This is a genomic window from Prevotella sp. HCN-7019, assembly GCF_037890215.1.
Taxonomy (GTDB): Bacteria; Bacteroidota; Bacteroidia; order Bacteroidales; family Bacteroidaceae; genus Prevotella.
This window is the reverse complement of the sequence record NZ_JBBKBO010000008.1, coordinates 54,847-68,274: the sequence shown is the minus strand read 5'-3', so window position 1 is coordinate 68,274 and position 13,428 is coordinate 54,847. Positions and strand designations below refer to the sequence as shown.

General features: G+C 36.4%; 9 protein-coding genes and 1 pseudogene. 4 read left to right on the top strand and 6 right to left on the bottom strand.

Annotated features, from left to right (window positions below):
• Window positions 1–6: 6 nt before the first annotated feature.
• Genes WKT13_RS10580 through WKT13_RS10570 form a run of 3 tightly spaced genes read right to left on the bottom strand, consistent with a single transcriptional unit; the run spans window position 7 to window position 3,184 of the window.
• Entirely contained in the window at window positions 7–825 is an 819-nt protein-coding gene (locus WKT13_RS10580; protein WP_298617863.1) for a hypothetical protein, read from the bottom strand.
• Between the two features lie 2 nt (window positions 826–827).
• Window positions 828–2,114, bottom strand: coding sequence for a Na+/H+ antiporter NhaC family protein (locus tag WKT13_RS10575; protein ID WP_340323847.1), 1,287 nt, complete (start codon window positions 2,112–2,114; stop codon window positions 828–830).
• Between the two features lie 5 nt (window positions 2,115–2,119).
• Window positions 2,120–3,184, bottom strand: coding sequence for a LacI family DNA-binding transcriptional regulator (locus tag WKT13_RS10570; protein ID WP_298617970.1), 1,065 nt, complete (start codon window positions 3,182–3,184; stop codon window positions 2,120–2,122).
• A gap of 279 nt (window positions 3,185–3,463) precedes the next feature.
• Between WKT13_RS10570 and WKT13_RS10565 the strand changes: the two genes are divergently transcribed.
• Genes WKT13_RS10565 through WKT13_RS10555 form a run of 3 tightly spaced genes read left to right on the top strand, consistent with a single transcriptional unit; the run spans window position 3,464 to window position 8,200 of the window.
• Complete coding sequence (locus WKT13_RS10565) at window positions 3,464–6,865, top strand: sensor histidine kinase (RefSeq protein WP_340323846.1); 3,402 nt, start codon at window positions 3,464–3,466, stop codon at window positions 6,863–6,865.
• Window positions 6,844–7,569 carry a DUF5932 domain-containing protein gene (locus WKT13_RS10560; protein ID WP_340323845.1) on the top strand — a complete coding sequence of 242 codons (726 nt, stop codon included), beginning with the start codon at window positions 6,844–6,846 and terminating at the stop codon, window positions 7,567–7,569. The genes WKT13_RS10565 and WKT13_RS10560 overlap by 22 nt, the downstream gene beginning before the upstream one ends.
• Before the next feature lie 19 nt (window positions 7,570–7,588).
• Window positions 7,589–8,200 (top strand): ABC transporter substrate-binding protein, encoded by a 612-nt coding sequence (locus WKT13_RS10555; RefSeq protein WP_340323843.1) that lies wholly within the window; start codon window positions 7,589–7,591, stop codon window positions 8,198–8,200.
• A gap of 108 nt (window positions 8,201–8,308) precedes the next feature.
• Here the strand turns inward: WKT13_RS10555 and WKT13_RS10550 are convergent.
• Window positions 8,309–9,214 (bottom strand): annotated as a pseudogene (locus WKT13_RS10550) (IS982 family transposase).
• Between the two features lie 258 nt (window positions 9,215–9,472).
• Here WKT13_RS10550 and WKT13_RS10540 point away from each other — a divergent pair.
• A complete protein-coding gene (locus WKT13_RS10540) occupies window positions 9,473–9,967 on the top strand; it encodes a 3'-5' exonuclease (RefSeq protein WP_340323841.1) in 495 nt (164 codons plus the stop codon).
• Between the two features lie 206 nt (window positions 9,968–10,173).
• On the opposite strand, the gene WKT13_RS10535 is transcribed toward WKT13_RS10540, so the two are convergent.
• Both WKT13_RS10535 and WKT13_RS10530 read right to left on the bottom strand, forming a co-directional pair.
• The gene (locus WKT13_RS10535) at window positions 10,174–12,795 is read right to left on the bottom strand and encodes a transglutaminase-like domain-containing protein (RefSeq protein WP_340323891.1); all 2,622 of its coding nucleotides are present in this window, start codon (window positions 12,793–12,795) and stop codon (window positions 10,174–10,176) included.
• A gap of 184 nt (window positions 12,796–12,979) precedes the next feature.
• Window positions 12,980–13,420, bottom strand: a complete 441-nt coding sequence (locus tag WKT13_RS10530) for an RpiB/LacA/LacB family sugar-phosphate isomerase (protein ID WP_298617879.1) — start codon at window positions 13,418–13,420, stop codon at window positions 12,980–12,982.
• Between the last annotated feature and the right edge of the window lie 8 nt (window positions 13,421–13,428).

Genomic DNA, 13,428 nt, shown 5'->3' with positions numbered 1-13,428 from the left:
ATACCTTTATTCTTCTATTTCTGATAAACTATTGGCAATTCTATTGATTAGATTGCTTATTGTTTCAAGGGGGGCATATTTAAGATATTTCATAGAGTGCCATATGTTATTACGTAATAGTGTCGAATTATTATGTAGGAAACCACTTTTACTTTGTCTAAAATGCCATTCGTGTATTGAATCTTGTTTTATTATATTATTTAATGCATCTAAGGCTCTCATGGTTGCAATATTATCAATATGGTGTACGAATGGTATTTCTTGTTGATCAAAATTCAGGGTTGTGATAAGAATACTTCCTTCATATTGTGCAATTGATTGTAGCTTTAGGCACTGTAACCAGTGCTCTAATTTGACAAAATCTACTTTGTCTCCCTTATTTCTTAAATATTTACCTATAATTAATAAATTATTATATGCAATTCCGTGTGTCAGAATTTTATTTGTATTATAGATTATGATATTCAGCAGATCCAGTGTTTCAATGGAAGTGTCAATGGAATGTAATTCTTTGTAACGTATACTATCCAGTCTCTTGTTTAATAATCTGTTATTAAGTTCTGATTGAGGTATGCATATTCTTTCATTTTGCACATCATTAATATTGATGTCGTAGTTTTGGAAGAAGGATCGAATGGTTTTATATGGAATATTTTCATATTGACAATTCTTCATTCCTTTAATTGTTACAGAAATTACATTCTGCGTTATTATCATATTTAAGAATTTATTCCATTTGAATATAGACATAGGTTCAAATGGCTCAATATCATTAAACGCCCCGGAGCGTAGGGCACGTAGAAAATTCCTTTTTATTATATCCATTTTTATTTCTTATAATAAGACGCAGGGAACTTGAAGTATATGCACAATAAAGCAAATACTCCAAGTGCATATGGATAATAAAGATATGGCATTATATCTATTGGATTTATCTTTGCCAGATTTGAAACAGTTAATATTTGTGCTCCATATGGAATGATACCTTGCATACAGCATGAAAATGTGTCAAGAATGCTAGCTGTTTTTCGATTGTCGACGCCATATTTGTGGCTTATTTTGCGAGCGATTCCTCCCACTGTTATAATAGCGACTGTATTATTTGCTGTACATATATTTACTGCAGCAACCATCATACCTATTACTAATTCTGCGCCACGTTTACTGTGGATATGAGATGTTATTTTAGTTATAATATATTCGATACCTCCATTTTTACATACAATTTCAAAAAGCCCACCAGCGATCATTGTAATAATGATTAATTCGCTCATTGATTGAAGGCCTGTCCCCATTGATGTAAACCAGCCAAATATGTCATAAGAACCGTTAATAATACCTATCGCAGCTGTCAATATCAGTCCTACAGTAAGTACAATCATTACATTGACCCCCAATAATGCTGTTATGAAAACGGCTAGGTAAGGAAGAATCTTTGAGAATTCTGTTTCAGGAATGTTTTGAGGAGTATTTATGTCAAATCCTAAAATAATATATAATACCAATATTATGAATGCAACTGGGAATACTATGTATGAATTCGTTTTGAATTTATCTTTCATGTTGCATCCTTGGGAACTTGTAGCAGCAACTGTGGTATCAGAGATGAATGACAAGTTATCTCCGAAGAAAGCACCACCAACAACAATTGCAAGCATCATTGGCAAATTAGTACCGGTTGTTTGTGCCAATCCTATAGCAATTGGAGCTAATGCAACGATTGCTCCAACACTTGTGCCTATTGACAGACTTATAAAACATGTTGAAATGAACAGTCCGGCAAGAACCATGTTATCTGGTAATACTGATAACATGAAATTTACAGTCGCGTCCACACATCCAATATCTTTTGCTGTATTGGCAAATGCTCCAGCTAGCATAAAGATCCATATCATCAACATTATATTTTCTGTACTGGCACCTCTACTAAATGTACGTATGCGTTCTGCCAAATTACCATGAGATGATGACATTATTGCATATATTCCGGAGATAAGGAAAGCAACACTTATTGGAATTTTATAGAAATCCTGAGCGATTATAGATGTGACTAGATATAGTAATATAAAAACAATCAGTGGACTCAGAGCAATGATACCGTTTTTATTTTTCATATATTCTATAATTGTGTTCTGCGGTAGAATTCCATATTTTCTTTTGTCAATAGCTCTATTGGCATATAGTTTATTGGTTGTACTTTTTCTTTTAAAACAACAGCTTTAAATAATGTATCAACGCAGTTAAATCCTTGTTGGTAGCCGTGTTGTGCAATAAGAAAAGAAATACTTCCCTCTCTTAAACATTTAGCGTTTTTTGCCACCATGTCATATCCCATAATCTGTATATTGCGTATATTGTTCCGCAATAAATATTCTCCAACAATATGAGCCTTTGAATTTAATGTAATACAATGATGTATTTGTGGATTTTTATCAAAGAATTCTTTCAAGATAACGTCATATTTTCTTTTGGTGCTTTTGAAAGGAACCTGCAATTCTACTATATCAATATTAGGGAAATGATCTTTCATATAATGTCTGAAACCAACTTCCCTGTTGCGTTGCTGTTTACTAGTTACTTGACCGTCTTTAACTTGTTTCAGAAGCATTATCTGTTTTTCATTAGATGCAATAAGCATCAACATCTTTGCTGCAAAATATCCGCTACAAAAAGAGTCTTGACCCCAAAAAGACAGGGGCTTGAGATCCGGCATGTATGAATCCAATAATATAAACGGTATTTGTTTGTGGTGAAGTGAGTCCGTGAATACTTTTGTTACATCAAGTTCAACAGGTACAATTATCACACCGTCTGGATTTAATTCCAGACATTTGGTATATTGTTCTATAAATGAATCGTTGTTGAAACGTTCATAATACATGATTTTCACATCAATATGAAAATCACGCCTTGTTTCTATTGCTTTTTGGGCACCTTGTTCTATCTCCTCCCAATATGCTTCTGATTCATGAATCGGCATCAGCAGAAAAAAGGTGTATGATTTGTTGTACGCCAATGCACTTGCGTATACATTGGGATGATAATTCATATTTTTCAGAGCCTTCTCTACTTTCTCTCTTGCAAATTGTGATACGTTTGCACGATTATGCAACACTCTGTCTACTGTTCCTACGGACACTCCCGCAATTTCAGCGATATCTTTTATTGTAATTTTTTCACTCATGTAATATGACTGGAAATACATTGCAAAAATAATAATAAAAAATGATTCAAATGTCATTGTGTATATTATTTATTCAAAATATTCTACATTATATGTTGTTTTTATCAAATAATTTTTTGATATTGACACATTTTGTTTACCTTTGCTTAATATCGAAAACTTAGTTGCATTTTTATATTAATGCGGTTTATGAGAAATGACACAATACGCTGTCTGTTATTCTTGATTGTATGCGGTTTCATCCTTTTTGCATGTTCCAGGCCAGAAAGGCGGAATTTGGTGGATTGGTTGAATAAAGTTTCTTATGAATATCATTATCGTAATCTTGACAGTTCGTTGATATACGCAGAACGTGCATATGACATGTCAAAATCATATGATTATAGTGCAGGAAGAGCCGAAGCCCTCAATAATTTAGCTTTTGTGTATATGGCAAAAATGGATTATGATAAGGCTTATAAACTATTGAATGAAGCTCAGAAACAGACTGATAATCAAATAGAACTACTGGTTGCAGATGTACAATTTATGAGATTATGCCAGAGACAATCACGAAATAAGGATTTTTATTTCTATCGTGAGAGTGCAATCTCAAGAATGAAGCGTATAGAAGAAGAACATGCAACTTTGAGCGAACGTGAGCATCAACGTTATGTTTATGCCCAAACAGAATATTCAATTGTATTGTCTACTTATTTGTTCTATATCGGTCTTACGGATTTGTCGGTAAGTGCGATTGAAACCATAGATCCAAATGGTGATATTGTTGAAGATACTGCGCAACTCCTGAATTATTATTATAACGTCGGAGCTGGAGGTATAATAAAAAGTAGCACAAAAGAAAGTATTTGTCAGGCTGAATTTAACTATTTAATGAGATGCTATCTTTTGTCGCGACAGTATAATTATCCATATTGGGAAGCAAACTCACTTCAAGCGATAAGTGAGCATCTATTAGATAAGAATAATAGAGCTTACATAATAAAAAATAATCCGCAAGAAATAGATTTTGTAAATGTGGATAAAATGCCAGACTCTCTCTTGGCTGGTAACATTGCAAGACGTTCATTGCATTTGTTTGAACGCTATGGTGATGTGTATCAGACAGCGGGAGCTTATAGAACTTTGGGTGAATGTTATTTGGGCATCAATGATTATGCTTCTGCATTGATTTGCTTGAATGACGCTCTTAACAAAAACAGAGCAATAAATGATGCTCCAGATCTTGTGGCTTCTATCAGAGAGCAATTGTCTTTGATATATGCTGCAATTGGAGATAAGAACAAGAGTTTTCTAAATCGCCGTATATATTTGGAGATGCAAGAGAAAACTCGTCAGGATCGGCAGCTTGAGGCTAGAGCAGAGCAGTTAAGTGAATCGTCTAGACAACTCAATATTATGATTGTAGCAGTAGTCTTGATGATTATTCTTGTGATTCTTTTGCTGTTTATATTCAATCATCTACGTCGCAAAAATGAAAAAAGATATTCTATTAGTGATTTCTTGCATCCATTGGAAGAATGGAAAAGTCAGGACGAATTGCAGGAACTGAAATTTAATGAACGTTTTGACGAAATCGAAGAGCAAACAGGAATCGTAAAACAGCAGTTATTGTCGAATAAGAAGCGTAATCTTGAACAACGTGCTAAGATATCATTGGCTAACGGAATATTGCCTCTGATAAATAGAATGGAACATGAGGTGAAACGGCTCATAACTATGGATGAAAATGAGAGTGTGAGAAAAGAACGCTACGAATATCTGTTGGAAATAACAGATAAGATAAATGAATATAATGATGTATTAACTCGTTGGATACAGATGCATCGAGGTGAACTGAGTCTACACATTGAAAGCTTTGAACTCCAAAAGGTATTTGATATCGTCTCAAGAAGTCGTATGGAATACAAACTGCAAGGTATTGATTTTCAGGTGGAGCCGACGAAAGATGTGGTTAAGGCGGATAAAGTCCTTACACTGTTTATGATAAATACTATTGCTGAAAATGCAAGACGTTTTACTCCTGCTGGAGGACGTGTTGTTATAAGCAGTCGGCCAGGAGATGATTATGTGGAGATAGGAGTCGTAGATACAGGATGCGGGATCGAACATGATAAACTAGAACATATCTTCAGTCATAATATACGTGAAAGTAATAGGGACGATAATTTCAGATCCGATGCGGATTTACACCCGCATGGATTTGGACTTATGAATTGTAAAGGTATAATAGATAAATATAAAAAAATAAGTTCACTTTTTCGTGTCTGCACAATAGCAGCGGAAAGTGAGCCCGGCAAAGGAAGTCGTTTCTATTTCAGACTTCCTAAGGGAATAATGCGCTGCATAACAATTCTTTTGACTTTGTCATGCTCAATATGTTCGTTCTCAATGGAAAATTCAGAATTACGCAGAGCTTCTATTTTTTCAGACAGTGCACATAGTGCAAATCAAAATGAAGAATATAGACGTACACTTGTTTATGCAGATAGCAGTATCAAGTATCTGAACATGTACTATTTGGAACAAAAACGTGGTAGCCAGAATGTCATGAAGGTGTATTCAGATACAACGTCTCTTCCTGCAGAGCTTGTTTGGTTTTATGACAGTCTGCGTACAGATTATGATGTTATACTGAATATCAGAAATGAATGTGCTATTGCTGCTATTGGACTACATGAATGGGATCTTTATGAGTACAACAACAACGCATATACAAAACTTTTTCGGGAGAGAAGTGCAGACAGTACAATCTCGGATTATGTACATGCGATGCAAGAATCCAGAAACAATAAGAATGTAGCCATCATCATGTTATCATTTTTGTTTGTAATGATATTTCCGGCATATTATTTTCTGTATTATCGTCACAGAATGTATTATAATCTTTATGTTGAAAGTATCGTGTCCATAAACAAAGTTCTATTGTCCGATGAAATGCCAGAAACTAAGTTAGACCAGATAAATGACATCTGGAGCAAATGTGACAGATTTTCTCTTGTCAACACACGCCTTCAGGTGCTTGAGGATGTGGTTAACCAGATTAAACAGGCTTTACGCCAAAAGATAAATCTTATTTCGGAGAAATATACATGTCTTGAATATGCTGAAGACGAACTGCAACGAACTGAGCTCGAGAACGATAAAATGCATATAAGTAACAGTGTACTTGACAATTGTCTGTCAACACTAAAGCATGAGACGATGTACTATCCGTCAAGAATAAAACAGCTTATAGACGGAACAGACCGCAATCTGAATGCAATAAACGAAACAATATGTTATTATAAGGAACTATATACAATATTGAGTGCACAGGCATTGCGTCAGATTGATGTGAAAAACAGAATAGACTATCAGCTCATTATCTATATGTTTGATATATTGAAAAAGCTTAACGGCGGTGTAAGGCCGGACATGACAGAAGATGATTATAATGTCCAATATGTAATAATAAGGGTTTTCATGCCGTTAATAAAACTTACAAAGAGTCAACGTATGGATTTGTTTTCTCCACTTACGTGCGATATTCGTTTCTTATTGTGTAAACAAATTGTACGTGAAGTGGGAGAGGTTACCAATGCACGTGCCTGTGGTATACAAGCTGTTGAAGGACAAGAAGAAAGTACAATCATTGAAATAATACTTACCAAATCGATATGGAGAAATTTAAAGTTATAATAGTCGAAGACGTACCCTTGGAATTAAAAGGTACGGAAGGTATATTCCGTAATGAAATCCCTGAGGCGGAAATAATTGGAACTGCTGATAATGAACATCATTTCTGGCAACTTATAAAACTGAAACTGCCGGATCTTGTGTTACTTGATCTCGGTCTTGGTGGTTCTACCACTGTGGGGGTTGAGATTTGCCGTCAGTTGAAAGACAGGTATCCTGAGGTTAAGGTACTTATATTTACTGGAGAAATATTGAATGAACGTCTTTGGGTAGACGCGCTTGATGCAGGATGTGATGGTATCATTCTGAAAAGTGGTGAGTTGTTGACACGTAGTGATGTTGCAAGTGTGATGCACGGCAAGAGAATGGTGTTCAATCAACCGATACTTGATAAAATTGTAGAGCGTTTCAAAGACACAATAAATAATCAAATATTCAGACAGGAGTCTCTCATAAGATATGAGATAGATGAATATGACGAACGTTTTCTGCGCCATCTTGCTCTTGGTTATACAAAAGACCAGATTGCGGGTCTTAAGAATATGCCATTCGGAGTGAAAAGTCTAGAAAAACGTCAGAACGAACTTATACAGAAACTTTTTCCAAATGGGAATGGTGGGGTGGCTGTAAATGCGACACGTCTTGTCGTAAAGGCATTGGAACTGCGAATTATCGATTTGGACAATCTCATGCCAGATGATGACTGACGAATAAATGATGACAGGAATGAGAGATAAAGCAAATCGGATATTCTCTGTGACGGCATTGTTGGTACTGTTATTGCAGATTTTACTTTTTGTATTGTCATGGATTATCACGGCGACAAATCCAGATCTTGATGTACGTTCTTTGCTTAGCGGAGAAGGTCAGAGATGGTTTATTGGAGGTTATGTGAACAATCAGACTAATTTTGTTCTGGTCTGGATTCTGTTGCTTTCTATATCATTAGGGGCTGTGAAACGAAGTGGGCTACTCCAAACGATAAGACGCCTGAGAAATCTTGGATTTCGTGAACGTCTTGCTTTGCAATTTGTATTTGTTGAGTTGGTCTTGTTTCTAATAATACTATTTTTACTAACGTGTGTGCCTCATGCTGTACTGTTGAATGTTGCAGGAAATCTTTATCCTGGCAGTTTTTCAATGGGATTTGTGGCATTATTGTCGTTTGCATTATGTGTATTTGCTGTGACATATCATAATGTTGTTGTAAACGGTTTTTCCCTAAGCGAGATGTTCGGATTGCTTACTTTCGGTATATCCGTGGCAGCTCCGCTTTTTGTACTATACCTACTCATTTCCTGTCTCTATCATTCTGTATGTTTTGTATTCATGTTGTGATGTGATGACATGCGTGGAACTGGTTATTGTGTAATCATGAAAAGATCTTATTGTGTATATCATATGTTTGATTATATTCAAATATAAATTAACGTGAGTTCGACGAATTCAGAACAATGCAATCTGTGTGTCAACCGTTCGTGAAACATTGATACACGGCTTCTTTGGAAAGCAACAATATGCAGCAATACCAGAAAGAAGGTTGACGATAAAGTTATCAAAGGCTCTATGCCTTGAATGTTCCATTTGTGCTATATTTTTGAGTTCGTCATTGACGGTTTCGATAATAGCTCGTTTCCTGAGGAGTAGTTTGTCTGAAATTGGCATCAATGATCCTTTCATATTGCTTTTCAGTTTGGTTATAAGTTGTATGCCGTCAACGAATAGTCTTTCAAATAGATTCTTGCCGATGTATCCTTTATCACCAACAAGCTTCCCATAAATAAATTCCACAAAAGACTTGTATTCAAGAGATTTACGGTCATCCACATTTCCGGGAGTAATCATGAAGTTCAGAAGCTCTCCACGCTCATTGCATATCAGATGCAGTTTGAGTCCGAAGAACCAGCCCATGGAACATTTTCCTCTTTGTGCTATTCCCTTGAACGTTTTATGGATATGGATTCTCTGGTTCTTGCATACCCGTAAGGGGGGACTGTCAACGAAACTGATGCCTGTGCACTTGCCCAAAAGCACCTTCTTGATAAACAGAGCCAGAGGGATAGCCACCTCTTTTTCCAGTTCAACAAAACGATTATAAGAAACAACATTTGGAAAAAGATGCCGCATATACTTGCAGACCTTTTCCAGATAGAAATGCTTCAGACAACGGTATCACGAATCATGAAAAAGAATCAAGATGAGCATGATTTCCGCCTTGGACATGGTGGAATCACGGTGATATTTGCGTTTTGTTGCCGGTTTAAGCGTATATTTCGTCATCATGGCATCAAAAAACTTGCAGAATTCATCTGCCATACAAAATAATTCTATAACTTTGCTTTCGGTGATCATAGCGATTATTGTTTGTAATTCTTTGTAATTCAGCACTATAAAGATACAGCAATTTTCGCTAATCACCAATTTTACAAGTACTTATAATTCATCGAACTCACGTTATATTAAGGATTTCTGTTCCTATTTTAGTATGTATTTTATTGAATAATTAATTTGTATTTAAAAGTGAAATTTGTTTGTTATCTTTGCATGTCAAATGGTAGGTACCATCAATTTTTGTTTACATATCATGTAATATAATGATTGTGTGCTAATATGGATAATTTTGCTGCTATAGATTTTGAGACAGCCAATAACAGACGTTCAAGTGTGTGCAGTGTCGGAGTTGTTATTGTGCGAGAAGGTAAAATTGTAAATAAAATATACCGGTTGATTCGGCCTGTTCCGAATTTCTACACGTATTGGACTACTAAAGTACATGGATTGACATTGGAAGACACTGCAGACGCATCATTATTTCCGGAAATATGGGCAGATATTGCTCCATTGATAGAAGGGCTTCCTTTGGTTGCTCATAACAGTTCGTTTGATGAGGGATGTCTGAAAGCTGTTTTTGGCGAATACGGTATGGATTATCCGGACTATAAGTTTTATTGTACATGTAAAGCCGCTCGGCACAGGTTTCGTGGTATATTGCCTAATTATCAACTGCACACGGTTGCAGAACATTGTGGTTATGACCTAAAGAATCATCATCATGCCCTTGCCGATGCCGAGGCTTGTGCGGTTATTGCATTGAGACTGTTATAGTATATATTACTAGACTGTTGGGCAAATGATATATAGTTGTACGCATGATTTTACATTGATATATAATCCCCATATTTTCTGTATTTACAATTGATAATAATATCGGACATATTGTTTAAAATCATATCTTATAAATTACTCGTATGAAGATGATTGAGTAATAAAATAATTTCTGACAAGTACGTCCGATATTATTATTTTTCTGATTACAGCTTCTTTATTACATTCAGCATCTGCTCGCCAATACCTATTGTATATCCTTGTGAAACGAATACAACTCTGTTGAAGGTATCGGCAATGATGAATATTGGCAATTGTCGTTTGTCGTTGATTTTCATCTGTTGGACGAGTTGCTGAAGAATTTCTCCATTCTTATCTGTGCCAAAAATGGTTCCGGATGGTAAGGAGGAGAACTCCTCCGTGTTAAATTTCTTCAAACCGTCACTGTTTTCGAAAAGTAATACGAGCGGACGTCCCCATTGCTCAAATTGTTTCTTTATCTTTTCTATGTCGTGTAGGGTATGATTGGTTGGCTCCTGACCACTGTTTATGACTCCTAATACATAGTATCCACGGCCTGTCTGTGATAGAATAGAAACTTCTTTGTTCTCCTTAATGAAAACGGATTCGCTGTTGAATGAGCCTATTACACTTACTTCAGATGTGCTTTGTCGCATATCCAATGACAATGTCGTTGTTTTGTCTGCAACAATATTGAATATCTTGTTAGATGCTAACACATTACCATTGGCCAGACGTGTTCCGGTAGTCAGCATATAGGTTCCTGTATCAAGTGTCACACCATTCTTGAAAGTATTACTCCATGTTGTGCCATTACCCATATCAGATTGGCCTTCTTCCATATTGAGTAGCTGAGTACATCCATTCTCAATCTTACTGATGGTGAAATGACTATAATATAATGGATCTTCAAGATGCTTTTCTGGAGTGTATGACAGAATTAGTTTTCCTTTAGCACTCTGCTTTTTGATATCTTTTTCATCAAATCGAATGTCAATCCACTCATTACCAGAACGATATTGTACCTTTGATGTTACTGCGTCTTTTCTTGCTTCAATACCAAGGCTCCTTGCTGCATCTACAAACAGAATATCTCTTGAGCGTGGGGTAGTTATGCGAGAACGCATTGCTCCAACAGGTGTTTGGGCAATTTGTAAAGCAAGGCTGTCGGTATCGATTCTGATATTTTTGCTGATCCACGCAGCCAGTTCTGCTGGGTCTTTACGGAATTTGTCGGCGTCTTTTTTGCTGAATGTTGAAGCAAGATAATGCTTGAATGGAGTGATTATCATTTCATCCTCAACTCTTGGCGAGATCTGATCACTCTGAGCCGTGAAGTTGTCTTCAAGAATTTCTGTTGTTATATCGCGCAAATCTTTATCACTGAGTGTAGCAAGCAATGCTACGGTGCGTTGTGGATTATCTTTATGGCGGTTGATATAATCGACGATAGTTTTGTGGTTACCTCTTGATTTTACAATATATTCAGAGGCATAATCGGCTATTTTGTCAGCTTGCTCTTTTGTTAAAAATGTTGATGTGTATGCTTTTCTTAATGAATCTTCATATGCAAATCTTTTCTGATTGGTTTTTATTTGTTCTTCGCTGAGATCTGGTATTATTGCCTTCTCTGCTGGAGGGACAATCGTTATGGTATCTTCAATTATTTGAGTGCTATCAAAATTTGTTGTTTTATTATCAATGGCAATGGTTATAGCACGATCTTTACCAAAAGATACTTTGCGCCATGCATAGCAATTTTCTTTTGATGCCCAGATCAGCATGTCGCCTTTTCCAGCAGTAAGACTGGTTGTTCCATTCTTGTCGGTATATTTTGTTGCTACGGTACAAAATTCTGCATAGTTGTATATTTTAAAGTCAACTCTTGCGTCACTTAATGGTTTGCCGTTTTTGTCAGTAATTGTTATTTTTAGTGGGGAAGTGTCGGCATAATTGTCCGTTACATTTATCTCTGTGAAATTGGATGAGCGCAAGATTACTTCTTCTGGTCCTTGGTAGTCTCCGAAAACCCGTGTATGCATAAGCAGTGCTCTGGACGCAGGAGCATTAAACCATCCGAGATTAAGTACGGGCTCTGGTTCACATGCTCCGAGAAAATACCACTTGCCATCAGCCCAAGCTTCGACCCATGCATGGTTATCGTCTGTATGGGCCCAACGCGGAGTGTAAACTTGTCGTGCCGGTATACCAACAGAACGCAATGCTGCAACCGTGAATGTACTTTGTTCGCCGCAACGTCCAGTTGCTGTTTTTACAGTAGCCAGCGGTGATGATGTTCTTGCGTCTGAGGGTTGATATGTTACCTTTTCATGGCACCAATGATTCACTTCAAGAATGGCATCATACATGCTTTTTCCGTTTACCCGCTCCTTAAGTTCATGGTAGAATACAATTCTTGATGAGTCAAGAGCTTCATTGTTCACTCTTATAGGGATCACAAAATGTTTGAATAGAATATCAGGTACCTTTGTTCCCCAGGTCATTTCTTTTTTAGCCTTAAATGAGTATCTTATGTTGTTTAAGAAAAATGAAGTAGAGTAGTCTGTGATATCTGCAAGAGGCATGTAGGCATAAAGGAATTCAAGCATGTTTTTCTCTTCGGGAGTCACATTCAGTCCGTTTAAGTTAAAAAATTGCTTTCCTATGACATCCATTCGTTTATCAAATACCATTTCGGTTCTTGTGTTTCCTTGTTGTGGATTATCTGCCTTGTGGTTGTTTATGGCATTTATTGTCATATTATTTATTATGACGCATAGTAGCAACAGAATACAAAGTTTTTTCATAATATTAATGAGATTAATAAAGGGTAAGACAAAAGCAGTACAGAGATACTCTGGTTTTCTCATATACAGAACAAATTTATATTTATTATTGTTCTGAGAATTATATAGTTAATTTTAAAACCAGAAAATGCTGTATGCATTTTGTCTTACCCTTACGGATTTGTTTTTATTTTGTCTGTCTTTTCTACAGTTGGTCTATCTTGTTGATTCGGTTTTGATGACGTCCACCTTCAAATGTTGTATTGAAGAATTCGTTCATTATTTTTTCCGATGTTTTATTATCAATAAACCTTCCTGGCATAACAAGAACATTGGCATCATTATGCTGTCTGATCATATGAGCTATTTCTGGTATCCATGCAAGTCCTGCTCTTACGCCTTTATGCCGGTTGAGTGTCATACACATTCCTTCACCACTTCCGCATATTCCGATTCCTGGATATACTTCACCTTGTGCAATACCGTTAGCAAGTGCATGCCCAAAATCGGGGTAGTCGCAACTCAGGTCACTGTATGTGCCATAATCCTTGTAAGGGATATTGTGCTCTTCCAGATATTGCACTACGAACTTCTTCAATGCGTAGCCTGCGTGGTCGCATGCTATTCCGACTGTCTTTATTTCCATAGCCTTAC